This is a genomic window from Marinobacterium sp. xm-a-127, assembly GCF_013283425.1.
Lineage (GTDB): Bacteria > Pseudomonadota > Gammaproteobacteria > Pseudomonadales > Balneatricaceae > Marinobacterium_E.
On record NZ_WBYH01000004.1, the window covers coordinates 134249 to 160773 of the forward strand.

At 49.3% G+C, this 26525-nt stretch carries 28 protein-coding genes and 1 other RNA gene; 5 read left to right on the top strand and 24 right to left on the bottom strand.

What is annotated here, in order from left to right:
* Nucleotide 1 precedes the first annotated feature (1 nt).
* From murF to XMA127_RS08535, 12 genes are all read right to left on the bottom strand, one after another.
* Complete coding sequence (gene murF, locus XMA127_RS08480; protein ID WP_173481279.1) at nucleotides 2–1363, bottom strand: UDP-N-acetylmuramoyl-tripeptide--D-alanyl-D-alanine ligase; 1362 nt, start codon at nucleotides 1361–1363, stop codon at nucleotides 2–4.
* Nucleotides 1360–2853: a UDP-N-acetylmuramoyl-L-alanyl-D-glutamate--2,6-diaminopimelate ligase gene (locus tag XMA127_RS08485; protein ID WP_254443123.1), complete on the bottom strand. Its 1494-nt coding sequence runs from the start codon at nucleotides 2851–2853 to the stop codon at nucleotides 1360–1362. Before XMA127_RS08485 ends, murF begins: the two co-directional genes overlap by 4 nt.
* The gene (locus tag XMA127_RS08490; protein WP_173499136.1) at nucleotides 2850–4559 is read right to left on the bottom strand and encodes a penicillin-binding protein 2; all 1710 of its coding nucleotides are present in this window, start codon (nucleotides 4557–4559) and stop codon (nucleotides 2850–2852) included. The genes XMA127_RS08485 and XMA127_RS08490 overlap by 4 nt, the downstream gene beginning before the upstream one ends.
* A complete protein-coding gene (gene ftsL, locus XMA127_RS08495; protein ID WP_173481281.1) occupies nucleotides 4552–4842 on the bottom strand; it encodes a cell division protein FtsL in 291 nt (96 codons plus the stop codon). The genes XMA127_RS08490 and ftsL overlap by 8 nt, the downstream gene beginning before the upstream one ends.
* A 74-nt stretch (nucleotides 4843–4916) precedes the next feature.
* Nucleotides 4917–5855 (bottom strand): 16S rRNA (cytosine(1402)-N(4))-methyltransferase RsmH, encoded by a 939-nt coding sequence (gene rsmH, locus XMA127_RS08500; RefSeq protein WP_173481282.1) that lies wholly within the window; start codon nucleotides 5853–5855, stop codon nucleotides 4917–4919.
* An 11-nt stretch (nucleotides 5856–5866) separates the two neighbouring features.
* Nucleotides 5867–6322, bottom strand: coding sequence for a division/cell wall cluster transcriptional repressor MraZ (mraZ, locus tag XMA127_RS08505; protein WP_173494853.1), 456 nt, complete (start codon nucleotides 6320–6322; stop codon nucleotides 5867–5869).
* A 343-nt stretch (nucleotides 6323–6665) separates the two neighbouring features.
* Nucleotides 6666–7622, bottom strand: coding sequence for a D-2-hydroxyacid dehydrogenase (locus tag XMA127_RS08510; RefSeq protein ID WP_173499137.1), 957 nt, complete (start codon nucleotides 7620–7622; stop codon nucleotides 6666–6668).
* A 9-nt stretch (nucleotides 7623–7631) separates the two neighbouring features.
* On the bottom strand, nucleotides 7632–8630 hold the full coding sequence (locus XMA127_RS08515) for a 2-hydroxyacid dehydrogenase (RefSeq protein WP_371731527.1): 999 nt from the start codon (nucleotides 8628–8630) through the stop codon (nucleotides 7632–7634).
* 58 nt (nucleotides 8631–8688) lie between these two features.
* Nucleotides 8689–10431, bottom strand: a complete 1743-nt coding sequence (locus tag XMA127_RS08520) for an alpha-amylase family glycosyl hydrolase (protein WP_173499138.1) — start codon at nucleotides 10429–10431, stop codon at nucleotides 8689–8691.
* A 2-nt stretch (nucleotides 10432–10433) separates the two neighbouring features.
* A complete protein-coding gene (locus tag XMA127_RS08525; protein WP_173499139.1) occupies nucleotides 10434–11660 on the bottom strand; it encodes a glycosyl transferase in 1227 nt (408 codons plus the stop codon).
* Nucleotides 11661–11674: 14 nt separating this feature from the next.
* The gene (locus tag XMA127_RS08530) at nucleotides 11675–12499 is read right to left on the bottom strand and encodes a mannosyl-3-phosphoglycerate phosphatase (protein ID WP_173499140.1); all 825 of its coding nucleotides are present in this window, start codon (nucleotides 12497–12499) and stop codon (nucleotides 11675–11677) included.
* Nucleotides 12500–12683: 184 nt separating this feature from the next.
* Complete coding sequence (locus tag XMA127_RS08535) at nucleotides 12684–13592, bottom strand: homocysteine S-methyltransferase family protein (RefSeq protein WP_173483069.1); 909 nt, start codon at nucleotides 13590–13592, stop codon at nucleotides 12684–12686.
* Between the two features lie 135 nt (nucleotides 13593–13727).
* On the opposite strand from XMA127_RS08535, the gene XMA127_RS08540 reads away from it, so the two are divergent.
* The gene (locus XMA127_RS08540) at nucleotides 13728–14192 is read left to right on the top strand and encodes a cytochrome c (RefSeq protein ID WP_173481289.1); all 465 of its coding nucleotides are present in this window, start codon (nucleotides 13728–13730) and stop codon (nucleotides 14190–14192) included.
* Between the two features lie 53 nt (nucleotides 14193–14245).
* On the opposite strand, the gene rnpB is transcribed toward XMA127_RS08540, so the two are convergent.
* An RNA gene (rnpB, locus tag XMA127_RS08545) (RNase P RNA component class A) lies at nucleotides 14246–14596 on the bottom strand.
* A gap of 32 nt (nucleotides 14597–14628) precedes the next feature.
* Nucleotides 14629–15456 carry a 16S rRNA (cytidine(1402)-2'-O)-methyltransferase gene (rsmI, locus tag XMA127_RS08550; protein WP_173499141.1) on the bottom strand — a complete coding sequence of 276 codons (828 nt, stop codon included), beginning with the start codon at nucleotides 15454–15456 and terminating at the stop codon, nucleotides 14629–14631.
* Nucleotides 15457–15498: 42 nt separating this feature from the next.
* Here rsmI and XMA127_RS08555 point away from each other — a divergent pair, with 42 nt between their 5' ends.
* Genes XMA127_RS08555 through XMA127_RS08570 form a run of 4 tightly spaced genes read left to right on the top strand, consistent with a single transcriptional unit; the run spans nucleotide 15499 to nucleotide 18969 of the window.
* Nucleotides 15499–17400, top strand: coding sequence for a penicillin-binding protein activator (locus XMA127_RS08555; protein ID WP_173499142.1), 1902 nt, complete (start codon nucleotides 15499–15501; stop codon nucleotides 17398–17400).
* 26 nt (nucleotides 17401–17426) lie between these two features.
* Entirely contained in the window at nucleotides 17427–17792 is a 366-nt protein-coding gene (locus XMA127_RS08560; protein ID WP_173484333.1) for a YraN family protein, read from the top strand.
* Between the two features lie 7 nt (nucleotides 17793–17799).
* Nucleotides 17800–18387, top strand: coding sequence for an SIS domain-containing protein (locus XMA127_RS08565; RefSeq protein ID WP_173481293.1), 588 nt, complete (start codon nucleotides 17800–17802; stop codon nucleotides 18385–18387).
* Between the two features lie 6 nt (nucleotides 18388–18393).
* The gene (locus tag XMA127_RS08570) at nucleotides 18394–18969 is read left to right on the top strand and encodes a BON domain-containing protein (protein ID WP_173481294.1); all 576 of its coding nucleotides are present in this window, start codon (nucleotides 18394–18396) and stop codon (nucleotides 18967–18969) included.
* Nucleotides 18970–19025: 56 nt separating this feature from the next.
* Here XMA127_RS08570 and XMA127_RS08575 read toward each other — a convergent pair whose 3' ends face one another.
* From XMA127_RS08575 to XMA127_RS08620, 10 genes are all read right to left on the bottom strand, one after another.
* A complete protein-coding gene (locus tag XMA127_RS08575) occupies nucleotides 19026–19475 on the bottom strand; it encodes a ClpXP protease specificity-enhancing factor (protein ID WP_173483074.1) in 450 nt (149 codons plus the stop codon).
* A gap of 3 nt (nucleotides 19476–19478) precedes the next feature.
* Nucleotides 19479–20111, bottom strand: a complete 633-nt coding sequence (sspA, locus tag XMA127_RS08580; protein WP_173483075.1) for a stringent starvation protein SspA — start codon at nucleotides 20109–20111, stop codon at nucleotides 19479–19481.
* 93 nt (nucleotides 20112–20204) lie between these two features.
* Nucleotides 20205–20978, bottom strand: a complete 774-nt coding sequence (locus XMA127_RS08585) for a cytochrome c1 (RefSeq protein WP_173499143.1) — start codon at nucleotides 20976–20978, stop codon at nucleotides 20205–20207.
* Nucleotides 20978–22234 carry a cytochrome bc complex cytochrome b subunit gene (locus XMA127_RS08590; RefSeq protein ID WP_173481298.1) on the bottom strand — a complete coding sequence of 419 codons (1257 nt, stop codon included), beginning with the start codon at nucleotides 22232–22234 and terminating at the stop codon, nucleotides 20978–20980. Before XMA127_RS08590 ends, XMA127_RS08585 begins: the two co-directional genes overlap by 1 nt.
* On the bottom strand, nucleotides 22234–22830 hold the full coding sequence (gene petA, locus XMA127_RS08595) for a ubiquinol-cytochrome c reductase iron-sulfur subunit (protein WP_173481299.1): 597 nt from the start codon (nucleotides 22828–22830) through the stop codon (nucleotides 22234–22236). Before petA ends, XMA127_RS08590 begins: the two co-directional genes overlap by 1 nt.
* Before the next feature lie 289 nt (nucleotides 22831–23119).
* Complete coding sequence (rpsI, locus tag XMA127_RS08600; RefSeq protein WP_173481300.1) at nucleotides 23120–23512, bottom strand: 30S ribosomal protein S9; 393 nt, start codon at nucleotides 23510–23512, stop codon at nucleotides 23120–23122.
* A gap of 13 nt (nucleotides 23513–23525) precedes the next feature.
* Nucleotides 23526–23957, bottom strand: coding sequence for a 50S ribosomal protein L13 (gene rplM / locus XMA127_RS08605; RefSeq protein ID WP_173481301.1), 432 nt, complete (start codon nucleotides 23955–23957; stop codon nucleotides 23526–23528).
* 293 nt (nucleotides 23958–24250) lie between these two features.
* On the bottom strand, nucleotides 24251–25360 hold the full coding sequence (gene zapE, locus XMA127_RS08610) for a cell division protein ZapE (protein WP_173499144.1): 1110 nt from the start codon (nucleotides 25358–25360) through the stop codon (nucleotides 24251–24253).
* Between the two features lie 70 nt (nucleotides 25361–25430).
* A complete protein-coding gene (locus tag XMA127_RS08615; protein WP_173484331.1) occupies nucleotides 25431–26138 on the bottom strand; it encodes an LrgB family protein in 708 nt (235 codons plus the stop codon).
* Entirely contained in the window at nucleotides 26135–26485 is a 351-nt protein-coding gene (locus XMA127_RS08620; protein ID WP_173499145.1) for a CidA/LrgA family protein, read from the bottom strand. Before XMA127_RS08620 ends, XMA127_RS08615 begins: the two co-directional genes overlap by 4 nt.
* Between the last annotated feature and the right edge of the window lie 40 nt (nucleotides 26486–26525).

Here is a 26525-nt window from a genome sequence, read left to right on the forward strand (position 1 = left end):
ACTATTTTTCCATCTCTATTAGTGCATCGACGACACGATCCATCGCTGCACTTCGTGAACCTTTAACCAGCAGAGCACCCTCTTTAGGCAGGTTATGTGTTAACTCAGTAATCAATTCATCACGCGAAGCGAAATGACTCGCCCCTTCGCCGAAAGCTGACACCGCATTGGCCATCAGAGGACCCGTTGCCATCAGACGATCAACCCCCTGCTGCTTGGCATAACGACCGATCTCTGAATGAAGCGCCTCCGCGTCAGCACCCAACTCGGCCATATCTCCGAGGACAAGCAGGTGCTCGCCATCCAGAGTCATCAGAGTATCGATGGCGGCTTTAACGGCGGAAGGGCTAGCGTTGTAGGAGTCATCAATCAATGCAAGAGAGGGCTTGAGTGAATGAACCTGCAGGCGCCCCTTGAACCCTGTGTAGTTTTGCAGCGGTTTGATTGCGCTGGCAATGGGCTGACCCGAAGCGACCCAAGCAGCAAGGGCTGCAAGCGCATTGAAGACCATGTGACGCCCCATAACAGAGAGCTGAACAGCGTATTGATTGCCTTGATATGTCAGAGTAAATCCAAAGCAACCCTGGTCATTCACTCTCAGATTCGTTGCGGATAACTCTGCCGATTCATTCAAACCAAAACCGATCCAGCGCTTATTCAAACGATCCAGCTTATCTGTCCAAACCTGGGCATGCGGATCATCTAAATTAACGATTCCGACTCCGCTCTCAACGAGGCCGTTATAGATCTCTGACTTAGCCTGCACGATATTCTCAAGGCTACCGAACCCCTCTACATGGGCTTCCATTGCATTGTTAAGAATGGCGATATTTGGCTGAGTCAGTGCAGCGGTGTAATCGATCTCACCGACTGCGCTAGCACCCAATTCAATCACTGCAAACTGATGCTCGGGTGAGAGCTCAAGCAGGGTCAGTGGTGCACCAATGTCATTATTCAAATTGCCCTGAGTAGCCAAAGTGGGCGCCAGCGAGGAGAACATCAATGCGAGCATCTCTTTAACACTGGTTTTACCGGCACTTCCTGTCACAGCAACCAACTGACCAGAAAATTGCTGACGATTCAGTGCACCCAGTTGTCCCAATGCTATTCGGGGATCGGCTACGACTAGCTGAGCAATAGGCAGCTCGAGTGGATGATCGACAACAGCGGCCGATGCACCTTGCTGACTAACCTGTTCAACGAACGCATGAGCATCAAATCGCTCTCCTTTTAGAGCGACGAAGAGATCACCCGAACAGGCTTTGCGACTGTCAGTAATCACACGTTCAATCTTTGTATCTGAACCTTTAAGTTCAGCGTTTAATACGGCCGCAAGCTCTATCAGAGAGTAATCGCGCATCATAGTGTGACACCTCCTCTCAATGCTGACAGAGCCTGTTTTTGATCTGAGAAGGGCAGGCGTTCGCCATTGATCTCTTGATAATCTTCGTGACCTTTACCGGCGATCAAAACGATGTCGTTAACCGATGCCTGAGCAATAATCTGATCAATCGCATCGGCACGACCGATCACTTCAAAGACAGGCTTAACGCCAGCAAAACCTTGCATCACTTCATCAATAATCGCTTGAGGGTTTTCGGTGCGAGGGTTGTCACTGGTCACCCAAATCCGATCCGCCAACTGCTCGGCAATGGCTGCCATCATTGGGCGTTTTCCACGATCACGGTCACCGCCGCAGCCAAACAGAGTCAGCAATTCGCCACCGGCCAAATGCTCTCGACAGGCGGTTAGCGCTTTCTCTAACGCATCCGGCGTGTGGGCATAATCAACGATGACACAAGGCTCGGTTGCGTTAGAGACTACTTCCATACGACCCGGCACCGGCTGAACTTTAGAGACAGATCGCTCTACATCACTTAGGTCATAACCCAGCATCGCCGCTGCACCGATCACCAGAGTCAGATTGGAGAGGTTAAAGCTACCCATCAGTGGTGCGTCTACCCTGATGGTTTGATCCATCATCTCTAGCGTAAATGAGAGTCCTTTGGCACTAAACTTAGGGTCGTACGAAGCGACATCCGCTGATTTCGATGTCGTAGAGAAGCTTAAGCGCCTTGCGTCGGTTGGCCTATTTAACAAAGTTACCGCGTACTCATCATCGGCATTAATCAATTGCAGCGGTGCCCCATAGGCGTCAAACAACTTCGCTTTGGCGGCGGCATAAGCTTCCATCGAACCGTGGTAGTCCAGGTGGTCACGTGACAGGTTGGTGTAGGCCACTAAATCAAAGGCTAGCTGATCGATTCGCCCCTGATCAATGGCGTGGCTCGACACCTCCATCACTACGCTGTCAGCGCCCGCTTCAAGCAACTCAGCCAGAGTTCTTTGCAAGGCAATCGGATCCAGCGTGGTATGACTAGAGACCTTAAGATCGTCTAAAAAGCCAATACCAATTGTGCCCAACATAGCGGCTCGACGGCCCAATTGTGAGAGCAGTTGAACGAGGAAGTGAGCACAGGAAGTTTTACCGTTGGTACCGGTAATACCGACCAGCGTCATCGAACGAGAGGGTGATCGGTAAAAGCGATCAGCCAACTGAGCCAAAGAGCAGATCTCAGGCTGCCAAGCGATCACCTCGACATTCAGTTTTTCAGCTAACTCAGATGCCTCAGCTGCCGTACCCTGCAATATAACCGCTTTAGCGCCCTTGTTAACGGCCTGCTCAGCGAAATCGCATGCACTGTAGTTGGCACCCGAACGCGCCACAAACAGAGAGCCGGTCTGATCTTCACGACTGTCTTGCGATAGTCGCGTAACAGAAACCTCAGAGCTCCTTAGGCCAAATGGCATTAGGAGTTCATTAAGATTCCACTGCATTGATAACTGGGTCATTTTGAGGCCACCTGCATACTTGCCTCTTCCCAGTTATCGGGTGGGATATTCATTAAGCGCAGCACACCGCCCATCACTCGTGAAAAGACGGGCGCAGCAACCGCACCGCCGTAATACTCTTGGCCTTTAGGATTATCGACCATCACCACCATGACAATTCGAGGATCACTGATCGGTGCGATGCCGGCAAATACTGAGGCATAGGCATCTTCTGCGTAACCGCCAGCAACGGCTTTGTGAGCTGTACCTGTTTTACCCCCAACACGGTAGCCGGTCACTGCGGCCTGTTTAGCCGTACCAATTGGCGTAACAACCGTTTCCATCATGCCAAGCACCTGGGTAGCCACCTCGGCTGGCATCACGCGCTCACCCTTGGGCTTTTCGTCCAACTTGTAAAGTGATACAGGCAGTTTGACGCCCCGATTCGCGAAGGGAATGTACGATTGAGCTAACTGCAGCGGCGTCACCGATAGACCATATCCGTAGGACAAGGTCGCACGTTCTACCTCTTGACGTTCACTTAGGAAAGGCAGCACACCTGAGCGCTCGCCTGGAAAACCGGTATTGGTGGGCTGACCCAGTCCCATGTTAAACATCAGGTTACGAACCGCGTCACTCTCCATCGATAGCGCCAGCTTAACGACACCGACGTTACTCGATTTGGTGATGATGCCTGTCATATCCAATTCACCGTAATTACGGTGGTCACGAATGGATGAACCTCGAACTCGGATATAACCTGGGGAGGTATCGATCACATCTTCAAACTGGTAATCGCCACTCATTAAGGCGGCGGCAACTGTGATCGGCTTCATCGTTGAGCCCGGTTCAAAAATATCGGTAACTGCACGATTACGCAGCCCGTTAGGGTTTAAATTTCGGCGATCGTTCGGGTTGTAAGAGGGCTGATTAACTAGGGCCAATACCTCACCAGTACGAGCATCGAGAATAACTGCCGATGCCGAATCGGCCTTATGCGTCTGAACCGCGTCTTTGAGCTCACGGTAGGCTAAATACTGTAAACGCAGATCGATACTGAGCGCTAAATCTTCACCTGGATCTGCCTCCTGCAGAGATTTTAGGTGTTTGATGGGGCGTCCCTTGCGATCCTGAAGAACCAGCGCTCGACCAGGTTCGCCATGCAGCATCTCATCAAAGGCCAACTCAAAGCCCTCTTGCCCTTTTCCGTCCACATTTGTGAACCCAACTAAGTGAGTTGACACTTCGCCGGTCGGGTAGAAGCGACGGAAGGTTTGATCGACATGGATACCACGAATATTGAGATCATTCACATGCTCTGCCAATTCAGGCGTCACCTGTCGTTTAAGGTACATGAAGCGGCGTGATGGATTCTCTTTTAGAGAGTTGAGTAGTGATTGCGGGTTAAGACTCAACAGACGAGCCAACTGAGGCAAGTTTGAATTTTGTAGATCAGTCTCTTTAGGGTCAGCCCAAATGGTCGCCACCGGTGCACTGACCGCCAAGGGGTCACCATGGCGATCGGTAATCAAGCCGCGATGCGCAGGCGTTAAGCGAGTGCGAAGCGATCGAGCATCACCCTGCTTCTTCAGAAACGCCTGCTCCGCTGTATAGAGCGACACCATCTTAGCGACAATCACACCAGAGATTAGCACGAGCGCAATGAAGACCAACCACAGCCGCCAGCCTTTTGCCGCTTGAGTCTGTACCACCTCTTCGTTACTCATCGATCGCCAGCCTAATCTCATTAGCTTTAGGCATCTTCATGCCTAAGCGCTGCTCTGCCAACACTTCAACTCGGTTGTTTGCGCCCCAAGCCGACTGCTCTAGCAACAGCTGCCCCCACTCAATGCGTAGCTCGTCACTTTGACGCACCAGGACCTGATGCTGATTGAACAGACGACGGTAGTCGTAAGCGGTGTAGATCACCGCCAAGGCTGAGATAAAGATGAAAGCAATCAATAAAAAGCCAGAGACCAGAGGTGCAAAAAGCTGACCAAGTTCTAACATGGGCAGCTCTTTAGTTTGTTGCTTTGGCTTCTGCTTTATGGCCAGCCTATCCTTGAAGGGTATAGAGAATGGGATCATTTGAGTTTCTCCGCTATTCTCATCACCGCACTTCGGGAGCGTGGGTTATCAGACACCTCATCCTTGCCCGCTTTGACCGCCTTACCAATCGCCTTCAGCCGTTGATTCAACATATCCTGCGTAACCGGTATACCTGCAGGAAGATGCTCATCCCCTTTCACATAAGTACGAATAAAGCGCTTAACAATTCGATCTTCTAACGAGTGGAAACTGATGACTGCAAGACGCCCACCAACAGCAAGCACCTCTAGGGATTGATCAAGAACCTGCTCAACATCTTCAAGCTCTTTATTGATATGAATTCGAATCCCCTGAAAGGCACGAGTCGCTGGGTTCTTGCCTTTCTCCCATTTAGGGTTAGCTTCTGCAATGATCGAGGACAAACGAGCCGTTGTGGTTATAGGCTCTATCTCTCGCTCACGAACAACCGCCGCCGCCATGCGACGACCAAACTTCTCTTCGCCATAGGTAAATAGAACATCGGCGATCTCTTTTTCAGAGGCACGATTGATCCAGTCCGCGGCACTCTCGCCAGACGTTGTATCCATCCGCATATCTAATGGACCATCATTCTGGAAGCTGAAGCCACGCTTGGGATCGTCCAGCTGCGGTGAGCTAACACCCAGATCCATCAAAACGCCAGAAATCTTGCCCGTTAAACCACGCGCTTCGATAAAGGATTGAAGTCGTGAGAACGAGCCATGCTCAATTGAGAAACGCGGCTCATCCGCAAAACGTTGATGAGCAAAAGCGATCGCCTCAGGGTCTTTATCGATAGCAATTAAACGACCCTCTTCATTCAATCTCTCTAACACCAACGCACTGTGGCCGCCACGACCAAAGGTGCAATCGACATAAATTCCAGCTGGATCTTGCACCAGCGCGTCGACCGCTTCGTTTAGAAGGACTGTGATGTGCTTGAAAGAGTCACTCATTGAGTCACCCCCTAAAGCGAAAGCGTTTGAAGATCATCTGGCAGAGCGCTCGACTCATCGGTCTCAGCCAGGTATTGATCTCGAGCGTCTAACCACTGGTCTTCGCTCCAGATCTCAAATTTGCGGCCCTGACCAAGAAGCACCAACTTCTTGTCCATCTGCGCATATTCACGAAGGGGTTGTGGTAATAGAAAACGGCCGTTCGCATCCAGCTCAAGATCAGTAGCATGACCTATCAACAGACGCTGGATGCGGCGGGCCGCGGGGTTAAAGCTTGGTAGAGACTCAATCTTCTTCTCAATGGTTTCCCACTCCGGTAACGGATAGAGAAGTAGACAGCGAGTTTCTGTATCGATGGTAACTACTAACTGGTTCTCGCAGCAGTCTGCAATTTGGTCGCGATAGCGCGCAGGCAATGCCATGCGCCCCTTCGCATCCAAATTGATTTTGTTGACCCCACGGAACATTCGTTACCACTCCTATCTGTGAATCTCTTGAGTTGCGACTTAAATCGCCACTCACGCGAAGAGCCGGCTCCCCCACCATTTCTCCACTATGACCCACTTTAACCCACTTTTTACCACTCCACGCCACTATAGCCCCACACAAGCTGCAATGCAACTTCAAAAAAGTGGATATAAATTCATCTATTAGGGGTGTAAAAGCGGGGCGGTAGTAGAAATATCGCGCGTAATAAGAGAGCGGGTGACAGGCTAAAGCCAGTCGCCGGTGCAAGAAAATAACTACGGAGTGACGGTGTCAGGCCTTCAGCCTGACATCCGCCATGAGAACATCTTCCAGAGAGGAGAATCAGTTCACCAAATTGCTTGGCTCACCTTTGTGAAAATTATCGATATGACCGATCAACTGATCCCATAAAGTCTGCATCGCCTCTTCACTTGCCCAGGCAACATGAGGTGTCACTATGACATTTGGCCTGGTGAGGATAGCGTGAAACGGGTGGTCGTCGTTGATTGGCTCAGAGGTTAAGCAGTCGAAGCCCGCTGCTGCAATCTGCTGACTGTTTATCGCTTCAACTAACGCCTGTTCATCCACCAAACCACCCCGACCAGCATTGATCAGAATAGGTTGTCGAGACATCTGCGCAAACTCATCCGCACCAATCAATCCGCGCGTTTCCGGGGTCAGCGGGCAGTGAAGTGAGATCACATCACTTTGAGCTAGAAATTGATCGAAGGGGGTATAACCCTCAGGCGGGTTCTGTTCACCTTTACGTCCAGAATAGAGAACCTTCATGCCAAGTGCCGAGCAGAGACGCCCCAGAGCGCTACCCAATGCACCCCGACCGACGATTCCCATGGTTGTTCCAGCAAGGTCTTTGATCGGGTGGTTAAAAAAGCAGAACTGCTGAGCTCTCTGCCACTCACCATCAATAACATCTTGGCGATAACCAACAATGGAACGACGCAGTGCAAACATAAGGGCTAACACATGCTCAGGGACGGTATTAGTCGCATAGCCACGGACATTTACTACACTGACCCCATGGGCACGAGCAGCTCCCACATCAATCACGTCATAACCTGTCGCGGCAACGGCAATCAACTTCAAGTCAGGCAGTTGCTCAAAAGCCTCGGCACGAATAGGCACCTTATTAGAGATCGCAATCTGGGCGCCACGCAGACGCTCGACCACTTCAGACTGAGCGGTGCGATCGTACTCAATCCAATCATGTTCAAAACTTGGCTTGGTTATTGAGACCGTCGGACCAAGCGTTGATCGATCAAGAAAAATGGTTTTTATCATGGGTTACCTTTAAACAAGCTGGTTCTCACAAGAGGCTTTTTGCTCCAGACAGGTTAGATTGTTCGCCGTTGTCTGAGCAATGTTAGTTAATGCCTCTTCGGTCAAAAAGGCCTGATGCCCGGTTACTATTACATTGGGAAAGGTCATCAAGCGCATCAGATCGTCATCCGCAATGACCCGATTAGACTGATCTTCAAAGAAGAGATCCGACTCCTCTTCATAAACATCGATAGCTAGACCCGACAATCCACCCTGTTTAAGTGCATTGATGACCGCCTTGGTATCAACCAGACCTCCACGAGAGGTATTGATCAACATAGCCTTAGGTTTCATCAGTGCCAATGCACGCTCACTAATCACATGATGCGTCTGAGCCGTGAGCGGACAGTGCAAGGATATAAAATCTGATTGTTCCAGCAAGTTATCAAGCTCTACGTACTCAACGCCCTGCTCGATTAGATCTTGAGAGGGATTAGGATCATAGGCTAACAGACGACAGTCAAAGCCCCTCATAATTTGGCAGAAGACTGAACCAATATTACCGGTGCCGACTACCCCAACCGTCTTGCGATGAATATCACGCCCCACCAAGCCATCCAGCAAAAAGTTACCCTCTCGCACTCTATTGTAGGCTTTGTGAACGTGTCGATTGAGTGTCATCAGAAGCGTTAAAGCATGCTCGGCTACCGCATATGGCGAATAGGCCGGCACTCGTACAACCGATAAACCAAGCCGTTTAGCAGCATCTAAATTGACGTTGTTATAACCCGCGCAACGAAGCGCCACTGTTTTAACGCTGAGCTCTGCCAGCCTCTCAAGACAAGACTCATCCAACTGATCATTGACGAACACGACAACAGCATCGAAACCGGCCGCCAACTCGGCAGTTTTTCGATTAAGGTGTACCTCTTCAAACATCACCTCATGACCTGAAGCCTCAAAGGCGTCGATCAGGTAACTCTTCTCATCTTTTCTAGCACTAAACACTATGGCTTTCATTGGCACCATCGCTCTACTCAACCCCTAATAGGTCAAGCTTATGCGATGTGCCAAATAACTGAAAGAATTAGGCTGGTTTATTGGTCAACCAAAGATATTGATAGGGGCGCAGTGTCACTTGTGCCAGCCGGTCATCAAACACCTCTCCACTAACGAGATCTGTCCACTCATCGGTGATCACCAGGTTCAACTGCGACAAATTAAAGGTCTGCGGCTCATTGGTGATGTTATAGACGGCAAAAATACTCTGGAAGCGATTGATACTTTGACGCCAGAATGCAAACAGCGATTCCCCTGTGTGCAAGGTGTACATGGTCGCGTTGGGGTGAAAGGCCGGCTGCTTGCGACGAACCTTCAGCAGAGCCTGCATCGCTTCGAACACCTTTTTGTGATGGGTCTCTGCAGAGAGCTGTTGTTCCAATCGATCAGCATCCCACACATGACGATTGATCGACCTAAAGCTACCCGTGTGCTCGATGCGTTCGACATCATTTTCTGTCGCTAACAATGAATGAATGTAGAAAGCCGGAACACCCTCGAGCGCCATCATTACTGCTGCTGCACAGATAAAGCGTGCAAACTGAAGCCCATCAGGACCCGACTGATGCGTGCCAGCCATAGCATTCCAAAGGCTAATATTGATCTCATAAGGCTTGGAGTTTCCTTCGGCGTCCGTTCGACAACTGACTCGACCACCAAACCTCTGCATGGTGCCAATTAGGTTGTCGATCTCCCATTCGCTCAGCAGCCCTTCAGTCGGTCGCAAGCCAACACCATCATGTGACGCGATAAAGTTGAGATAGGTTGTGCCATATTGGGCAGGAGGCATAGTCATCAACCACTGCTTCAAATGAGTGCAATCACCTGTCACCAGGGTATTAATCAGTAACGGAGGGAGGGAAAAGTTATAAATCAGATGCGCTTCATTAGCGTTACCAAAGTAGGTGAGGTTTTCCGAGTTGGGAATATTGGTCTCGGTAATGATGACGGCGTCCGGTGAGTGGTGCTCTATGAGCAGTCGTAGCAGCCGTATCACCTCATGAGTCTCTGGCAAGTTGATACTGCTGGTGCCAGGCACCTTCCACAAAAAAGCCACCGCATCGAGGCGGAACCAACGTATCCCCTGCTCCAAATAGAGATGTATGATCGAGAGAATCTCTAGCAGCAGATCTGGATTAGTAAAATCTAGATCGACCTGATCATGACTGAATGTGCACCAAACGTGCTTCTCGCCATTCACAGTACGTACCTCTTTAAGAAGAGGCGAAGTTCTGGGGCGAACCACCTGCGACAGATCCCATTCAGGCTCGGCTTCAAAAAAGTAACCCGCCCCTGGATCGATCCCTTTTTTGTAGTTCTCAAACCAGAGGCTGCGACTTGAGCAGTGATTAATGACCAGGTCACCCATAACCTTAAAAGATTGGGTCATGGAACGGATATCAGACCAATCTCCACAGCTGGGATTGACCGTGGTGTAGTCCATAACACTGAAGCCATCATCGGAACTGAATGGAAAGAATGGCAGCAGATGAACCACCGAGATGCTCTCTGAAAGACGACTCTTTACAAAGTCATTCAATGTCTTAAGGGGCACTTCAGCCTCTTTCCTAAGCGAGTCAGCATAAGTGATCAGCATGACATCAGACTGATCCCATATATTTCGATGTGGTTCAGGAGAGGGGGTATCCACCGAGATCTGCATAACCTTTAGACACTGCCGGGTCAGCTCATGAACATCCTTATCAGGGAAGAGTGCCGTTAGATGTGCGGCTACGCGTTGCTCAAGCGGAGTGTGGTTTAGTATCACCATGATCAACCCTCCCCAAATTCGCTCATATCCGCTTCGACCGCATCTAAAATCATCTGCTGCACATCTGGGCAGGCACTGATCACGCGGTTCCAGCTTGGTACAAAGGGGGTCTCCATTGGATGATCCAAGAAGTGAGTTCCCGCCTTCATAATGTTTTGAGCGAACAGCTCAACAGCCTGCTCCTCATGGTGAACGTCTAACTTCAAACCGTTGATCAGTGCGTCATTGCGGTAGGTCTCCACAAAATCGAGAGCAATCCGGAAGTAGGTCGCTTTAATGGTTCGGAAGGTCTCTTGATTAAAGACAATGCCATTGGTCGCCAACTTTCTGAACACCGCTTTGGTAATGTCGATCGACATTTTAGAGAGTCCGGCATTCTCATTATCGAGCGAGATGTCCTGATGTTTATGATCGTAGATGTCGGCAATATCAACCTGACAGAGGCGGTTGTTAGAGTAGTTGCGAGTCATCTCACTTAATACGCCAATCTCCAGACCCCAATCGGATGGGATACGAATATCATTCATCACATCGCGTCTGAACGAGAACTCGCCCGCCAAGGGGTAGCGATAACTGTCCAGATACTCCAGATAATCGAGCGGCCCACACACCTTCTTCAGTGCTCTTAACAGCGGGGTTACCAACAATCGGCTGACCCGACCATTAATCTTGCCGTCTGCAACCCGCGCATAGAACCCCTTACAGAACTCGTAGTTGAAGTTGGGGTTGGCAACCGGATAGATAAGTCGCGCCAGCAGAGAACGGTCGTAGGTCAAAATATCACAGTCATGCATTGCCACAGACTCTGCAACACCCGATGCCAACACATACCCCATGCAGAACCAAACATTCCGCCCCTTACCGGGTTGATCAGGGGATAGCTGATGACTTTGCAAAATCTTATCAACGGCACGCAGACGTGGACCATCATTCCAGAGCACTTTGGTATTTTGTGGAAGATCGGAGAAAAATTTTAAGGCGTCACGATACTGCTGTTCATCAGCCCTATCTAAACCGATCACGATCTGTGACAGGTAGGGGACCTGCTTGAGATGCTCAAGAATATTGGGCATCGCTTCGGTCTCCAACTCCGAGTAGAGACAGGGTAGGATCAACCCCATTGGCCGCTGCTTAGAGAACTCCATCAACTCTGATTCAAGCGCTTCAACCGGTCTATCTGACAAATTATGCAGCGTTGTAATGATACCGTTTTGATAAAAATCGCCCATGAAATACTCCTAAATTAAAATGCATCGGGGAATCGATCAGTGATCAAGGCCTTAACCGCTTGATACCAACCCTCTGGCCCGCAAAGATCTGTTTGAATCACCTCACCTGAGGCATTAATAACTGGAAAGCTATGAATGGGAGATCGAACCTGTATGGCAATATCCGCCATCTCAAGCATCGCGCGATCGTTCTCACCATCACCCAGCGCAACACTTTCAACATTGACGTTCCAAAGCGTTTGGTACTGATCGATCAACCAAGCAAGAGAGAGCGCTTTTGATACTTCACCTTGCAGGTGGACAAAACGCCCCCCTTTAACGACTTGAATACCCACCTTCGCTAGAGATAGCGCAAAACGTTGAAGCTGCTCTTCAGAGTCTCTCCAGACCAGGGGTTCGCTGAAATCCCTATCCAGGGCTAACTCAGCCCGCTCAAGCGAGAGCCCGGTCAAAGCAGCCATCTCATCAGCAGAGACCTCCGACAGACCATAGAAGTTGAACTGCGATCTGAAAGGCTCAACTCGTGACAAAATTTCAGAGCGTGTCAGACCAAGATTGATGACGTTAAACCCGAGGTGCTCTTGCATCTCCCAATCAGCTGCTAACTGACTCCCCTTGGGCAGATAAATAGCTCCACCGTTCTCGACACTGAAGGGGTGTGAGTTGGCCAACTGGCTTCGCAGCGCAATCAACTCAGGTGCTGTTTTACTGGTATTGAAAATCCAAGGGATATTCAGCCGATTTAATAGCGGAAAGAGTGTGTCCGCGGGCGCGGCACTATAGGTGTAGTGATCTAGAAGGGTTCCATCCAGATCGGTAGAGAGCAGTAGTCGACTCATAACAGTTCATCTAAGTATTCGTTATGAAGCTACTGCAAACAGGGTACCAGAAATTATAAACCTTTGTTTTTATAGGATAAAATATAAACAGATTGAGAGTACGCACCAAAAATGCACAGTCAATGGGCAGAGTTATGCACCATGATGGTGCGCACCTAACGACCGCCTAATGGCTTAGTAGCGATTAGGGTTTTAGGATCTGTGAGACCGGCACCAACTGCGCACCCTGAAGAGAGAGCAACTCGGCCGTCTGCTGCATGTGCTTGGGAGAGATCGCGCAACAACCACCGATTAACCGAGCACCCGTTTCAAACCAATCCAGCGCCAGTTCGGCATACTGATGCGGGGTAAGATCTTTACGCTCCATCAACTCGGCGACCGAGTTACCAGCAGCCAGGGGCTCAACAGATGAGAAGCCATTAGCGTAGGCACCAAAGGGTTTGTGATGGTCAGCGATCTGTTTCAATGCTGCAGGCACCTCCTCGGGTGCAGAGCAGTTGATCCAGTACCCATTGGGATCAAACTCTTTCACAGCGGTTAAGAGATCTTCTATCGACTCCCCTGATCTCAACAGACCATTGGGTTCAACACGGATACCAAGAGTAAAAGGCTTACCGGTCTCTTGTGCAGCCCGGCATGCAGCACGCGCTTCAGTGGAGTTGCTCATCGTTTCGATCATTAACAGATCAACCTCTGGCTGCAGCGCACAGATCAATCGAAACTCATCTAACAGGCTTTGGTAGCTGCGTGGCGGATTGGGTAAATAGCTCCCCTCAATCGGAGCCAACACACCTGCAATATCAAAATGAGTGTCAGAGGATTCACGAATGGATTCTAGCGTTTTGCTGGCCAAGCTGTAGATGGACTCAATAGGATGAGTGACACCCGCTCGCTTGAGACGAGTTGGGGTCGCGGTGTAGGTATTTAGACAGAGTGTTCTCGCACCAGCATTAAGATAATCCGAGTGCACCTGACGAACAATATCAGGCTGGTTCATCATAACTTCGACAGACCAGAGAGCGTGACGTGGCTTGCCCGCACGCTGAAAGATCTCCTGACCTACACCACCATCCAAAAAACCAACGTTAACCAAAACCCTAACACCTATTGTTAAATTATCTGCCTGAACGGCTACGCATGAGGTATCGTATACGGCACAAAAGCTAAACGGGTTGCTACCCTAGCGAAATTTGTAATCTATGAATAGAGCTCAATTCAGGCAAATGACATGAACAGAAAAATATCCATCATCACGATCGGTTTACTGGCAATGATCGGTTTATCCGTTTTGGGTTACCAACACTACACCCAAGAGACCGATGGGAAGTATTTTAGAGAGTGGCATTCGCTTCGTACTGACAGCTTTAAGGAGGTACGGCGTAACTTCTCACCACTGGACGATATGGCCAAAGAGCGAATCTCTTTTCAACCAGAGCTGATCAAGAAGTATTCGGCCAATCTAGTCAAAGCGACACAGCCCTTAGCTTCCCAGTTTGAACCAAAAGCCCCTTGGGGTGATGCTAATGCATCGATCTGGAGCGAGGGTTCTGAATTTCAATCGATGATGGCGGAGTTTGTTGCAACCACCGAGCAACTTTCAGAAGAGACTCCAAACGATCTGAAGCGTTTTCAAGACACACTGCACAGCCTTAGAAACCAGTGCATAGAGTGCCATAAAAAATATAAAGATTAGGCGGTAGTGACCAATAAAAAGGCCGCTCTATTTGAGAGCGGCCTTTTTGGTATTGGGTGAGTCTTTCGATAAGCCGGGTTCTGTCGTGGACAGTCATTCATCTAGGATTAGGATCACTCCTAACCTCCAGCGACCTACCCGGACCTAGCGTGGGCCACGCCTAACAGGTCCCTATTTGGTCTTGCTCCGAGTGGGGTTTACCATCGCCGTGGAGTGTTGCCACCCACGCGGTGCGCTCTTACCGCACCTTTTCAACCTTACCGGCGCCGAAGCGCTTAGGCGGTATACTTTCTGCTGCACTTTCCGTCGGCTCACGCCGCCCAGACGTTATCTGGCACTTTGCCCTATGGAGCCCGGACTTTCCTCCCCTCTGCAAGCAGAGCGGCGACTGTCTAAAAGACTCAGAGTAAAGCATAGCACGCTTCGAAACGGCCCCCTAGGAAATTAGCTGCTGATAGAGCTCTTTTTTTCCAACACCCGTGATCTCAGAAGTGATGGCAGCGGCCTTTTTGGGAGGCAGTTCAGCAGCCAATAAATTGAGTACGCGAAGAGTCTCTTCATTCAAAGAGCCCTCCTCTTTGACAGCCCCTTCAACCATCACAACGAACTCACCACGTTGCTGGTTAGCGTCAGCCAACATCCACTCAATCAGCTCTGCAATGGGTGCTGAGTGGATAGTCTCAAACGTCTTTGTGATCTCTCGAGCTACGCCCACCATTCGCTGATCACCAAAGACGCTCTGCATATCTTTTAGGGAGTCGACGATGCGGTGGGTCGATTCATAAAAAATCAGCGTCTCTTCACGATCAGACAACTGCTCTAACGCTTTGACTCGAGCACCCGTTTTAGCTGGTAGAAAGCCGATAAATGAGAAGCGATCAGAAGGCATGCCAGAGGCACTTAAAGCGGCAACAAAGGCACAACACCCAGGAAGCGGTGAGACGGCATAACCAGCCTCCTTAACGGCCCGCACCAGAACAAAGCCGGGATCCGAAATGAGCGGAGTTCCCGCATCAGACACTAGAGCAACACTCTTTCCAGCCGCCAACTGATCAATAATCAATCCCGCGCGTTGGCGCTCATTGTGATCATGTACTGATATCAAGTTCGCTTTAATGTTAAAGTGCTGCAGAAGCTTTCCTGTATGGCGAGTATCCTCAGCCGCAACAAGGTCGACATCGGTTAACACTTGCTGCGCACGAGGCGTAAAGTCCGCAAGATTTCCAATGGGCGTTGCCACAACATACAGGGTAGGCAAAGACATATGATATCCATCCGATTTGAGTTACAGGGTGTGGACTATAACATGAGCAACGCATTGAAGTTGTTAGGAAGAAGCGCAATATTAGCTTTACTAGTGGCAGGCTGTACTCCGCAACTAGAAAAACCAACCGTCGTCGATAAAACACCGGATTCGCCAAAGCAGGCAAGCACGGCCGCAGACATTTTGCTACAAGCGATCAATGCTCGTGGTGATCAAGCAGCGGTACTTCGCCTTAAAGCCGCTAACCTGCTATTTGATCAGCAACGTTACAAAGAGGCGGCGAACAGTCTGTCAGTCATCAACCTAGCAGGCATCAACAGTAATAACGCCTTCAACGTCGTTCAATTAGAGGCAAAAGCCTACCTTAAGCTGGGTGATAGTGGGTCAGCGCTGAACCGCTTAACGGATCAAAACCTTCCTACACTTAACAGCGAACAGCGTGTTGAGATCGCACTGCTCAAAGCAGACATTTTCGAACAGCAAAACAACCCGCTCAGTGCCGTTTTATCTCTGAGTGAACTTAACGAGCTTTCGCTCGATCAACAGCAGAGTATCAACGACCAAATCTGGGCACTGATTAACCAAGTCGATAATGAAACCTTGGTTGCGGCCAACTTCTCAAACTATGGATTTGTTACCCAAGGGTGGATTGAACTCGCACTGCACCTTGCTCCAATAAACGATTTAACAGCCCAACGTGAAGTCGCCTCACAATGGCGAACACTCTGGGACAAGCACCCAGCAAGTAATACGCCACCCGCAGCTCTCGCGTCTCTTCTCGATGGTGATGTTATCTCTGCCAAACGTATCCTAATTGCCCTACCCTTCAGCGGCCCCTTGGCTGAGCCGGCTCGAATCATTTCAGAGGGCGTTATTGCTGCGCTTAAATCGCGCTCACAACGTGGGTTTGAGGCGCCTGAGTTAGTGAGCCTTGATACAGAGGGTGCCAGTGCTGAGAGCATCATCGCCTATACAATAGAGCAGCAAGCCGACCTAGTGATTGGGCCATTGCGCGGTAAATTGATTGATGAACTGGGAAATAACGGCAAGCTTCCAGTCCCTTTTATCACCTTTAACCGAACTGACCGTTTGACTGACAACCTATTTCAACTCGATTTAGGTTCGGACCAAGAGATCAAACAGGTTGTCACCAGAGCCACTCTAGAAGGACACAAACGCTTTGCACTGATCACCCCAGCCGCGGCATGGGGCGCTCGTTTAGCGGATGATTTCAGACAGAACCTAGAATCTAGCGGCGCAGAAGCCGTTGCCGAATTGAGTTATGAGCTGAATGGCGATCTATCCAGTCAGGTCAGCCAACTGCTCAATACGGATCAAAGTACTGAGCGATACAACGCGATTAAAAAACTGTTAGGCGAGTCGCTGGAGTTTGATGAGCGTCCAAGACGCGATATTGATGCCATTCTGCTGGCCGCTCAACCACAGGATGCACGTCAACTGACTCCCATGCTCGCATTCCATTTTGCTGGTGATTACCCCATTTATGCGACTTCCCACCACTTTGAAGGCAACTTCAATGAGACAAGGGACGTCGACCTTAATCGCATCCAATTCCCAGACCAACCCTGGTTACTTCAGCCAACGACAGCTTTGAACCTCTCATTAGCACTCGAGAGACCCGACAGCGCGAGTCGACTTGGACGCCTCTACGCACTGGGTTCAGACGCGGTCAAAGTCTACCCCTTCCTAAGTCAGCTAAAGAGTTCACCAGAGCTAACGGTGCAAGGGGAGACAGGCCGATTAAGCTTAGACCCATCAGGACGATTTAATCGTCAGCTACTCTGGGCACAATTTGATCAAGGTATACCTGTTTTATTGGGCGAACCACAGATACCTGAAACCAAGCCCTTAAAGAGTGACCCTTTGGAGGAGCCTCAGCCAGAGACTATCAACATGCAGACTCAAGAGGTTCAGCTAAACTAAGTTCATAACCACTCAAGGATGAGACTATGAACCGCAAAACCATCGGCAACCAGGGCGAACAGATCGCTGAGCAGTATCTTCGTAAACAGGGTCTAAAATATCTAAACCGAAACGTGAATTACCGTTTTGGGGAGATTGATCTAGTGATGCTGGACTCCGATACCATCGTTTTTGTTGAAGTAAGAGTCCGATCCAATCCCCATTATGGGTCGGGCGCCGAGAGCGTCACGGCCAGCAAACAGCGCAAACTGATTAAAGCCGCACATCTCTGGATCGGCCAAAATAGACGTTATGCAAACCACAACTTTAGATTTGATGTCATTTCTCTCACTACAGGGGGCGAGATAAGCAACTGTCTATGGTATAAAGATGCCTTTAGACCCGATAGCTAGTAGTCATATGGAACTCGAAGAGAGAATCGTCAATCAGTTACACACCGCCTTAGGCATTAGCGCTCAAACCATTGAGCACTACTCGCCGGTGATCGCTGACGCCTCTGAACAGCTGCTAGCCTGTTTAATGTCAGAGCACAAAATCATCTGCGCCGGTAATGGCGCGAGTCAATCGATCGCTAACTACTTCACAACGACGCTTATGCAGCGATTTCGTGAAGAGCGCCCGGGCCTGCCTGCTATCGCTCTTGGGGCTGACTCCGGTGTCACTACCGGTACCGCAGAAGAGTCTGGCTATGTTCAGACCTATGCGCGCCAAATCCAGGCATTGGGTCAACCCGGAGATGTTTTAGTATTAATCTCATCTTCAGGTAATGATCGTAACCTCATTCAAGCAATTCAAGCGGCACACGACCGTGAAATGCAGGTGATCGCGATCACGGGTCGTGACGGCGGAAATATTACGGCGCTACTGGAGCCAACAGAGATTGAGATCTGCGTAGCAGCAGAGGACGATCCAGCGATCCACCTGGCACAGATGCTGACCCTTCAATGCCTTCTCGATCTTATTGAATATCAACTTTTTGGAGCTTAACTTGCCATGAAAAAAGTCCTAGCCACTCTTGTGATGACAACAACTCTAGTAACGGGTTGTTCTACCATCGTAAGCTCATCACGTGAGGAGCCGATTCGCGAAGACGTTGGAAATCGTACACTGGGTAACATCATCGAAGATGAAGCCATTGAGCTAAAAGTCATGGTCAACCTAAGTAAAGGATCGGCACCACTGGCTCAGTCTCACATCAATGTGAAAAGCTTTAACGGCCAGGTGTTATTAACGGGTCAGGTGCCTAATGAGAATGTTCGCCAAGAGGCTGAGCAGATCGTTGGACAGACACGAGAAGTCAAACGCATCCACAACGAACTTGAGATTGCAGGACCAAGCTCAACGATTGTACGCAGTAACGACATCTACCTAACCAGCCGCGTTAAACTGAAACTCCTAAGTGACAAGTCAATTGAGGGGCTACGCGTTAAGGTTGTCACCGAAAATGGCATTGTCTACTTGATGGGCTTGGTTAGCCAGCGCGAAGCCGATCAAGCCGTAGCGATTGTGCGTGAAGTACCCGGTGTGCAGCGCATTGTTAAAGTATTTGAGTACGTGCCACTGCCATAAGCAGCTAACAGGCACAAAAAAGGGAGCTAATTGCTCCCTTTTTATTATCTCATCGCCTATTTAACGACACGCAAGCCAGGCCTTTTGGCAGCATCAGGTTTAGCAGCTGAGGCTTCTGCCGTCACTGCTTCAGTACTCCCTGGCTCTGCATGCGCCTTTTCTAGCACAAGATTAAGTGCTTCGGCACCCGGCTCCATACCAAACCCCATACCGACACCGTTCTCGCGGGCAAAAATAGCGATCAGCGCCGCCATCGGTACATAGACTTGTCGAGGCGTTCCTGAAAAGCGAGCGTTGAAGCTGAGCGCCTCATTGTCCATGTAGAGATCACGTACAGCGCCGGGCGCTATATTGAGTGTGATCTGCCCATCTTTGACAAATTCTTGAGGAACATCGGTGCCTGGTACCAGAGCATCAACAGCAATATGGGGCGTTAGATCCATATCTAAGAGCCACTCATTGAGGGCTCTTAGCAGGTAACCACGCGAGGGGGTTAGTTCAGACACAGATTACTCGCGAATCTCGCGCTCTGCTTCTGATAGTGACTCTTGGAAAGATTCACGATCAAATAGGCGATCCATGTAAGCGATCAGCGGCTTACACTGAGCTTCTGGAAGCTCAATACCCATCGCAGGCAGACGCCATAGAATGGGAGCAATAACACAATCGACCAAGCTAAACTCTTCACTCATGAAGTACGGCTTCTCTTGGAAGATCGGTGAGATTGCCACTAGGCTGTCACGCAGCTCTTTGCGTGCAGCATCGATCTCTTCTTCGCTACCCTTCTTGTTAAGAATGGTATCAGCGTAGCGACACCAGTCGCGTTGAATACGGTAGATGTAGAGACGGCTCTCTGCACGAGCTACAGGGTATACCGGCAACAATGGAGGGTGTGGAAAACGCTCATCCAAATACTCCATCATCACATTCGATTCAAACAGAACCAGTTCGCGATCAAGCAGTGTTGGTAGGCTGTTGTATGGGTTAAGAGCAGCAACATCTTCTGGCAACTCATCATCTTGGCAGTCGACAATATCAACCGCTACACCTTTTTCCGCCAGAACAATGCGAACTCGATGGCTGTAATGATCAGCTCCATCAGAGAAAAAGGTCATTGAAGAACGTTTAGCTACCACGCCCATCTACTACTCCAAAAATTAACAGATATTAGAAACAAAAAATCTACGCACCCCGATGGAATACGTAGATTTTATAATTTAACAGAAATCGAACGTTTAGTGTATGTCTTTCCAGTACTCTTTCTTCAATGCAAACGCGATAAAGAAGAAGAAGAACAAGAAGATCAATACGTTCGTACCGATACGGTGCGAATCTGCTTTAGACGGTTCCGCCATGTAAGCCATGTAGTTAACAAGGTCGTAGATCACCTTATCGAACTCAGCAGGCTCAAGTGAACCAGTGCCATTATCGACCGTTAGACAGCCTGGTTTAGCGACACCTGTTAGTGGATCGATTTCAGACTCTAAACCACGGTGCAGCAGCTCTTCCTGTGAACAACGAAGTGTCACTGTACCTTGAAGATCTTCCAACACATTAGGCATACCCACATCTTTAAAGACGGCGTTGTTAACACCCCATGGGCGCGACTCATCTTTGTAGAAGCTCTTAAGGTAAGTGTATACCCAATCTGGACCACGTAGACGTGTCTCTAGCGTTAGATCTGGTGGAGGATTACCGAAGAATGTTGCCGAATCAGAAGACTTCATAGCGATCGTCATCTGCTCACCGATCTTCTTGTCACCGAAGATGAGGTGCTCCTCAACCAGATTCGCAGGGATGTTTAGATCCGTCGCTGAACGCTCGTAACGCTGGTACTGAGCTGAGTGACAGCCAAGACAACGGTTAACAAACGTCGCCATACCACGCTGCAAAGAGGCTTCGTTGGTACGATCCAGTTCAATATGTTCCAGTGGCATTTTTGCACCACCAGCAGCCAAAGCTACTGATGGAATAAGGGCCACTACTAGAGTAAATAGAAACTTTTTCATTAGCCTGTCACCCTCTCTGGTACTGGTTTAGTGCTTTCCATGCGTGTGTACCATGGCATTAGGATAAAGAATGCAAAGTACAAAGCAGTACAGATCTGAGCAAGCAGAGTACGCTCTGGCGTTGCTGGAATCGCACCTAAAACACCCAGAATGACAAAACAGATCGCAAATACGAGCAACCAGATTTTAGACAACCAGCCTTTGTAGCGGATCGACTTAACTGGGCTGCGATCTAGCCAAGGCAGTACGAACAGGATCGCAATTGCAGCACCCATTGCAACGACACCCCAGAACTTAGCATCCAAGCCAAACAGTGGGAAAGTAATCGCACGCAGGATTGCATAGAAAGGTGTGAAGTACCAAACCGGTGCAATATGCTCAGGCGTTTTCAGCGGATTCGCAGGCTCAAAGTTTGGCTTCTCTAGGAAGTAACCGCCACCCTCAGGGAAGAAGAATACAACCGTACAGAAAACAAACAGGAAGACGACAACGCCGACAATGTCTTTAACTGTGTAGTAAGGGTGGAAAGGGATACCGTCTAAAGGTACACCATTCTCATCTTTCTTCTCTTTGATCTCTACACCGTCTGGGTTGTTAGAGCCCACTTCGTGTAGTGCGATGATGTGAAGTACTACAAGCGCTAGAATGACGATTGGCAGCGCAATAACGTGAAGCGCGAAGAAGCGGTTCAGAGTGATGCCTGAGATCAAGAAGTCACCACGAATCCACTGCTGCAGATCAGCACCTACGACAGGAATAGCACCGAATAGCGATACAATTACCTGTGCACCCCAGTAAGACATCTGTCCCCAAGGAAGTAGGTAACCCATGAACGCTTCAGCCATCAGCGCTAGGTAGATGGTCATACCAAACAGCCACACAAGCTCACGAGGCTTACGGTAAGAGCCGTACATCATGCCACGGAACATATGTAGATAGACAACTACGAAGAAGGCCGATGCACCGGTAGAGTGCAAGTAGCGCAGCAACCAACCGTATTCAACATCACGCATGATGTATTCAACAGAGGCAAAGGCACCTTCAGCACTTGGGTTGTAGCTCATTGTTAGCCAGATACCCGTTAGGATCTGGTTAACTAGAACCAATAGAGCAAGAGAGCCAAAGAAGTACCAAAAGTTAAAGTTTTTTGGTGCGTAGTATTTTGCTAGGTGATCATCCCAAAGTGCTGTCGCTGGGAAACGATCATCGATCCAGCCCATGAAGCCTGGATTACCCTTATTGCGTGAACCAGCCATTATGCAGTCTCCGTATCGACACCGATAACAAGCGTATTGTCATCAAGGTAAGAGTGAGGAGGAATGACCAGGTTAGTCGGTGCAGGAACACCCGCATAAACACGACCAGACAGGTCAAAACGAGAACCGTGACATGGACAGAAGAAACCGCCCAACCACTCAGGACCCATATCATCTGGAGCCACTTCAGGGCGGTAAGTTGGTGAACAGCCCAAGTGTGTACAGATACCAACCATTACCATGATCTCTGGGCGCAAAGAGCGAGCAGATGTTCCTGGAATGTATTCTGGCTGCTGAGGTTTCTCTGAACTTGGATCAGCCAACTGGCCGTTCAGTTTTTCTAGGTTCGCCAATGCTTCTTCAGTGCGTCGTACAACCCATACAGGCTTACCACGCCACTCAACAATCATCTGCTGACCTGGCTCTAGCTTGCTGATATCCGCCTTAACAGGTGCACCAGCGGCTTTCGCCTTGGCACTAGGATTCCAGGAAGCGACGAAAGGTACGGCTACTCCAATTGCGCCCACTGCACCCGCTGCAGATGTAGCACCAATTAGAAGTCGACGCCGGCCTTTATTTACGCCGTCATTGCTCATCAACTACTCTCCCTTAATTGGTCTAATCGAGGGATCACCTCAAATAGACGGAGCGAAACGAAAGATAAAATCCGTTTAACATGAGATCTCGAACTATCGGATTGAGACCTCTATCTGGCGCGAAATGGTAAAGAAAAGACCCTATTTTTTCAAGGTGACAGGTCAAGGAAAGGCCCGCCAATAGTCGTATTCAGGGGTGTTTAGAGAGACTAAATAATCATAAGGTTATAACGAAAAAAAACCCAAGCGATTGCTTGGGTTTTTTTGTGGCTGTAGAGCCGAAAACGAATTAACGTTTTGAGAACTGTGGTTTCTTACGTGCTTTACGTAGACCCACTTTCTTACGTTCAACTTCACGAGCGTCACGAGTAACGAAACCAGCTTGACGAAGTGTAGGACGTAGAGTCTCATCGTACTCCATAAGAGCGCGAGTGATACCGTGACGGATAGCACCAGCTTGGCCGAAACCGCCACCGCCAGTAACCGTTACGTATACGTCGAATTTCTCAGCAGTTTCAGTCAGTTGAAGTGGCTGCATCACGATCATACGTGCAGTTTCACGACCGAAGTACTGCTCAAGAGTACGGTTGTTGATAGAAACAGAACCAGTGCCTGGACGTAGGAAAACGCGGGCAGTGGAAGTTTTGCGACGGCCAGTGCCGTAGTACTGAGTAGTTGCCATTGTTCGTTTTCCCTTAGATGTTCAATTCTTTAGGCTGCTGAGCAGTGTGCGGATGTTCCGTACCTGCATATACTTTCAGCTTGCTGTACATCGCACGACCTAGAGGGCCTTTTGGCAGCATGCCTTTAACAGCAAGTTCAATCGTACGCTCAGGGAAAGTCTGGATCATCTTATTGAAGTTTGCTTCTTTAAGACCACCCGGGAAACCAGAGTGACGGTAGTACATTTTGTCGTTACGTTTGTTACCAGTAACGTGTACTTTTTCAGCGTTAACAACGACGATGTAATCGCCAGTATCAACGTGCGGAGTGTATTCCGCTTTATGCTTACCGCGTAGGCGGCGAGCGATTTCAGTTGCTAGACGACCAAGGGTTTTACCTTCTGCGTCAACAACGTACCAGTCGCGTTTTACTTCGGCTGGCTTAGCGCTAACAGTGTATGACATTGTATTTTCCTACTATAAGTCTCGAATCAAAATCGAGGATAGATCCCGACTTACCTTATAATTATTCGTTGTGTGGTAATCACAACCTTCCATTCCGCAATTACGCGGAGCGCGGATTATACAGGAATTTATGCTTATAAAACCAGTGTAAATTGAATTTTTTTAGGTGGTTGGAAGCGTTGCTTTAAGCTCTGGAAAACCGCCGATAGGGTCGTGTCAGGCTGAAGCCAGACACGGACAGGTTGTAGATAGCACATTCGGTGACTGGCTTCAGCCTGTCACCCGCTTTCAACTTACGCTCTATGCTCTCTCGCCAGGTACTCATGCGACTGCATCTCAAGCAGTCGAGATTTGGTTCGTTCGATCTCAAACTCCAATCGACCCTCTGTGTAGATCTCATGAATGGGCTTTTCGGCTGAGATAATCAACTTCACACCGCTGTCATAAAACTCATCGACTAGGTTGATAAAGCGACGCGCTGCATCATCATTGGTACGCCCAAGCTGTGGAACATTACTTAGGAGTACAGCATGGTAGAGTTTCGCCAACTCAATGTAGTCGTTTTGTGAGCGCGCCCCTTCACACAGCGCACTGAAGTCAAACCAGATCACATCCTCACAAGCTTTACGAGCCGTTAACATGCGGTTGTTGATCTCAATCGACAGATTCTCTTCTAACTCTTCAAGATCTGGTGCCAAACCATTAAAGCTCTTCTCAAGCGACTCATCAGCACCGGCATCCAGCGGCCAGTGGTAGAGTTCAGCTTGCTCAAGTGTTCTTAAACGGTAATCGATACCACTGTCGACGTTCACGACCTCGGTGTACTGATTGAGCAACGCAATGGCTGGCATAAAGCGCGCACGTTGTAGACCATTCTCATAGAGACCATCAGGCACGATGTTGGAGGTCGCAACCAGAGAGACGCCGCGGGCAAATAGCTCTTCAAGCAAGCTACCCAGGATCATCGCGTCGGTGATATCAGAGACGAAAAACTCATCAAAACAGATAATCCGCGTCTCTCTCGAGTACTTCTCAGCGATGGTAACCAAAGGGTTTTTAGTGCCATCTAAAGCTTTCAGCTCAGCATGGACTCGCTGCATGAAACGGTGAAAGTGCGTACGCATCTTTCTCTCGAAGGGCAGCGTGTCATAGAAGGTATCCATCAAGTAGGTCTTACCACGACCCACACCACCCCAGAAATAGAGACCTTTAATCGGCTCCACCTTCTCTTTCACCACTTTTTGCTTAAGACGACCCAGAAGTCCTGGAGCCGGCGCATTCTCAGCTTCAATTAGCTGATCATGAAGTCGCTGCAAGTGTTCAACGGCCATCTCTTGAGTGGCGTCGTATGAAAAGTCGTCGCGCTGCAAATCCTTTTTGTAGCGCTCTAGTGGAGTACTCATTGGCAATAATGACCTATTAATCCTTCAATCTCGGCGCGAACTTTACTGCTGTTGCCTCTCTATTTCAAATTCAGCCGATAACAATTGGTAGTAGGAAGGCTGTTAATAGACCGGTCAATCCCATCGCCAAGCCAGCAAAAGCACCGGCTACTGCACCCACCTCCAACGCTACGGCCGTGCCAAAACCATGGGAGGTCAAACCCAATACGAAGCCTCGAACAGCCTGATCCTCAACTCGCATTCGCTTAAGAATGATCGGCACCAAAATACTACCCATCACCCCGGTCACTAACACCAAAGCAGCGGCCAAGGAGGGTAACCCTCCAATCTTCTCCGCAATACCCAAAGCGATAGGCGAGGTAACTGACTTCGGTGCTACTGACATCATGGTTTCAAATCGAGCATCAAATAGCCAAGTCACACCAACTGCAGAGAGTGAGGCCACCAGTGCACCCACTGCACTGGAGACTAATATCGGCAACCAGAGCCTACGAATCTCATCAAAATATTGGAACATCGGTACTGCCAGCGCCACCGTCGCAGGCCCGAGTAGGAAGTGAATAAACTGAGCACCTGAGAAATAGGTCTCATAAGGCGTTCCGGTCACCAACAACATAAGAATCAGGACAACCATGCTGATCAAGACAGGATGTAAGATGGGCGAACGATCTGCACGTTGATAGAGCAAATTCGCCAAGGTAAACACAGCCAAGGTCAACACAATCCATATCAGAGGTCGGGCAGCAAAGTAGACCCAAAAGTCGGTTCCTATAATCACTTCTCACCCCCTACCCGCTTCATTAACCACTGAAACAGAGCCGCCGTCACAATTGTCGCCAGAATGGTCGATATCAATAGAGCCAATAGAATGATCCACCACTCGCTGGCCAGTAGATCAAAGTGCAGCACCAATCCCACACCAGCAGGTATGAACAGAAGCGCTAAATTCGATAGCAATCCATCGCTGGTGATTTTAAGTGAATCTGGAATACGGCCGAGCCCTAACAGACCAAACAACAGCAGAACCAAACCGATGACAGGACCCGGTAGCGGCAACCCAAATACAACAACCAGCGACTCACCCAACAGCTGAAATGCCAGCAGTATTAAAAACCCTTGAATCATAATGCACCTCCAAATTTAAAGCGTATCACGATCGCTAATT

Bases quoted from the DNA above. Each gene is read 5' to 3' on its own strand.
- murF (WP_173481279.1), bottom strand. From the start codon at position 1,363: ATGATGCGCGATTACTCTCTGATAGAGCTTGCGGCCGTATTAAACGCT.
- XMA127_RS08485 (WP_254443123.1), bottom strand. From the start codon at position 2,853: ATGACCCAGTTATCAATGCAGTGGAATCTTAATGAACTCCTAATGCCA.
- XMA127_RS08490 (WP_173499136.1), bottom strand. From the start codon at position 4,559: ATGAGTAACGAAGAGGTGGTACAGACTCAAGCGGCAAAAGGCTGGCGG.
- ftsL (WP_173481281.1), bottom strand. From the start codon at position 4,842: ATGTTAGAACTTGGTCAGCTTTTTGCACCTCTGGTCTCTGGCTTTTTA.
- rsmH (WP_173481282.1), bottom strand. From the start codon at position 5,855: ATGAGTGACTCTTTCAAGCACATCACAGTCCTTCTAAACGAAGCGGTC.
- mraZ (WP_173494853.1), bottom strand. From the start codon at position 6,322: ATGTTCCGTGGGGTCAACAAAATCAATTTGGATGCGAAGGGGCGCATG.
- XMA127_RS08510 (WP_173499137.1), bottom strand. From the start codon at position 7,622: ATGATAAAAACCATTTTTCTTGATCGATCAACGCTTGGTCCGACGGTC.
- XMA127_RS08515 (WP_371731527.1), bottom strand. From the start codon at position 8,630: ATGGTGCCAATGAAAGCCATAGTGTTTAGTGCTAGAAAAGATGAGAAG.
- XMA127_RS08520 (WP_173499138.1), bottom strand. From the start codon at position 10,431: ATGGTGATACTAAACCACACTCCGCTTGAGCAACGCGTAGCCGCACAT.
- XMA127_RS08525 (WP_173499139.1), bottom strand. From the start codon at position 11,660: ATGGGCGATTTTTATCAAAACGGTATCATTACAACGCTGCATAATTTG.
- XMA127_RS08530 (WP_173499140.1), bottom strand. From the start codon at position 12,499: ATGAGTCGACTACTGCTCTCTACCGATCTGGATGGAACCCTTCTAGAT.
- XMA127_RS08540 (WP_173481289.1), top strand. From the start codon at position 13,728: ATGAACAGAAAAATATCCATCATCACGATCGGTTTACTGGCAATGATC.
- rsmI (WP_173499141.1), bottom strand. From the start codon at position 15,456: ATGTCTTTGCCTACCCTGTATGTTGTGGCAACGCCCATTGGAAATCTT.
- XMA127_RS08555 (WP_173499142.1), top strand. From the start codon at position 15,499: ATGAGCAACGCATTGAAGTTGTTAGGAAGAAGCGCAATATTAGCTTTA.
- XMA127_RS08560 (WP_173484333.1), top strand. From the start codon at position 17,427: ATGAACCGCAAAACCATCGGCAACCAGGGCGAACAGATCGCTGAGCAG.
- XMA127_RS08565 (WP_173481293.1), top strand. From the start codon at position 17,800: ATGGAACTCGAAGAGAGAATCGTCAATCAGTTACACACCGCCTTAGGC.
- XMA127_RS08570 (WP_173481294.1), top strand. From the start codon at position 18,394: ATGAAAAAAGTCCTAGCCACTCTTGTGATGACAACAACTCTAGTAACG.
- sspA (WP_173483075.1), bottom strand. From the start codon at position 20,111: ATGGGCGTGGTAGCTAAACGTTCTTCAATGACCTTTTTCTCTGATGGA.
- XMA127_RS08585 (WP_173499143.1), bottom strand. From the start codon at position 20,978: ATGAAAAAGTTTCTATTTACTCTAGTAGTGGCCCTTATTCCATCAGTA.
- XMA127_RS08590 (WP_173481298.1), bottom strand. From the start codon at position 22,234: ATGGCTGGTTCACGCAATAAGGGTAATCCAGGCTTCATGGGCTGGATC.
- petA (WP_173481299.1), bottom strand. From the start codon at position 22,830: ATGAGCAATGACGGCGTAAATAAAGGCCGGCGTCGACTTCTAATTGGT.
- rpsI (WP_173481300.1), bottom strand. From the start codon at position 23,512: ATGGCAACTACTCAGTACTACGGCACTGGCCGTCGCAAAACTTCCACT.
- rplM (WP_173481301.1), bottom strand. From the start codon at position 23,957: ATGTCATACACTGTTAGCGCTAAGCCAGCCGAAGTAAAACGCGACTGG.
- zapE (WP_173499144.1), bottom strand. From the start codon at position 25,360: ATGAGTACTCCACTAGAGCGCTACAAAAAGGATTTGCAGCGCGACGAC.
- XMA127_RS08620 (WP_173499145.1), bottom strand. From the start codon at position 26,485: ATGATTCAAGGGTTTTTAATACTGCTGGCATTTCAGCTGTTGGGTGAG.